Here is a 2,185-nt window from a genome sequence, read left to right as displayed (position 1 = left end):
TTGCGAGTGCAAAAGTAACACTCTTTTTTATCTAAACAAGCTCTTTTTAAAAGTTTTTTTATTTTATTTTTTAAAACATTATAAATCCGAAGGTTACTGATAATAAAAATAAAATAATATTATAATAAAACCTATGAAGTTAATGGTAATGACATTTAATTATCATTAAATTACTTTTTATTTTGCCAAAAGTCATCTAATTCATCTAAACTTATTGGATTTGCAGATTTTTGTTCAACTAATCTGCCATTAACAAATGCTCTGTAAAGAATAGTTTCAATTAGATAATCTTCATTATCAACAAATGGTTCATACTTTTTCTTAAGATTAATATCAAAAAGCTTTGCTGTATTATTTGACCAAAATGCTTTCCAACCATTTTTATAATCTTTAATAAGATCAAAAGTAGTAAAACCTGTTTGGCGATAAATAAGTTTTACTAAAATCTGTCCTTGTTTTCTTGAAAGCTTTTTTAACTTTTCTTTAAATTCATTTTCCATATAATCTTCAATAATTTTGAAATATCTCTTTTTCTCTTTATTGGAATTCAATTTTTCTAAATTTTTATTCATTAAAGATAGTCTTTCTCCTGCAGTTTTTGCGAACGGATAAACTTTATAAACCCTATTTTGAAGTAGTAAAAACTGTTTCTTAGCTTCTGGATCCATCTTTTCTTTACCTATAAAAACTTCCTGAAGAAAAATAGTGTCTTTAAGTACAATATCATTTTCTATTTCTTCAATAACATCAACAAGAGAATCTTTATTTATCTGAGAAAAAGTATTAAAAGATATAATAAAAACCAACAACAAAAACTTCATTTTAAACATATGTAATTATTTTAATGTAAAAATATGCAATATCATTAACAAGTGTAATGCCAAATTTATAAATTCGCAAAAAAATAATTTTATGGCAACAAAATCAATCCTTAGTAAATCATCAATTTCATTTTTAGAAAAATATTTAAACAATCCATCTCCAACAGGTTATGAATCTGAAGGTCAAAAAATTTGGATGAATTATTTAAAACCTTACGTTGATACATTTATAACCGACACATACGGAACAGCAGTTGGAGTTATAAATCCAGAAGCACCTTTTAAAGTAGTAATAGAAGGTCATTCCGATGAAATTTCTTGGTATGTAAACTATATCACCGATAATGGTTTAATATATGTAATAAGAAATGGAGGTTCCGATCATCAAATAGCACCTTCAAAACGTGTAAATATTCATACCAAAAATGGAATTGTAAAAGGAGTTTTTGGATGGCCAGCAATACACACTAGAAATCGTGGTAAAGAAGAACCTGCAACGCTTCACAACATATTCATAGACTGCGGTTGCGAAACCAAAGATGAAGTAGAAAAATTAGGAATCCATGTTGGTTGCGTAATTACATATCCAGATGAATTTATGATTCTTAACGAAAATAAGTTTGTTTGTAGAGCAATAGACAACAGAATGGGCGGATTTATGATTGCTGAAGTAGCAAGATTATTGCACGAAAACAAAAAGAAATTACCTTTTGGATTATATATAGTAAACGCTGTTCAAGAAGAAATTGGTCTTCGTGGCGCCGAGATGATTACCCAAACCATAAAACCAAACGTAGCAATTGTTACCGATGTTTGCCACGATACTTCTACGCCAATGATAGATAAAAAAATTGAAGGCGATTTACAAATGGGTAAAGGTCCAGTAATTGCCTATGCACCAGCAACTCAAAATATTCTTCGTGAGTTAATTATTTCAACTGCGCAAGAAAAAGAAATCCCATTTCAACGTCATGCAACCTCTAGAGTTACAGGTACAGATACCGATGCTTTTGCCTACAGCAATGGCGGAGTTCCATCTGCATTAATCTCATTATCATTACGTTATATGCACACTACTGTAGAAATGGTACATCGCGAAGATGTAGAAAACGTAATAAAATTAATCTACGAAACAATTCTAAAAATAGAAAACAATCACAATTTTTCTTATTTTAAATAGAAGCAAATCAGTAGTTTAATCTATAATGGCAATTCCAGTTTTCCTTCCATAAAAATTGTAAAAAAACAATTTGTTATTCCAGTCAATCTGGGCTCATATCTTTGCATACAATAAAAAAGTGTGAAATACGTATCTTTGAAATAATATTAATAGATAAACAAAACCAAGTTGCCAAATTGTATCT

2 protein-coding genes are annotated in these 2,185 nt (G+C 28.8%); one reads left to right on the top strand and one right to left on the bottom strand.

The annotated features are described in order from the left end of the window. Positions 1-170: 170 nt before the first annotated feature. The gene (locus ACH2BC_RS13725; RefSeq protein WP_395054595.1) at positions 171-821 is read right to left on the bottom strand and encodes a DUF4294 domain-containing protein; all 651 of its coding nucleotides are present in this window, start codon (positions 819-821) and stop codon (positions 171-173) included. 91 nt (positions 822-912) lie between these two features. Here ACH2BC_RS13725 and ACH2BC_RS13720 point away from each other — a divergent pair, with 91 nt between their 5' ends. Then, a complete protein-coding gene (locus ACH2BC_RS13720; RefSeq protein WP_395054593.1) occupies positions 913-2,001 on the top strand; it encodes a M42 family metallopeptidase in 1,089 nt (362 codons plus the stop codon). Positions 2,002-2,185: the final 184 nt, after the last annotated feature.

This window comes from Flavobacterium sp., assembly GCF_043760115.1.
GTDB lineage: Bacteria > Bacteroidota > Bacteroidia > Flavobacteriales > Flavobacteriaceae > Flavobacterium.
This window is presented reverse-complemented; position numbering and strand designations above follow the sequence as displayed.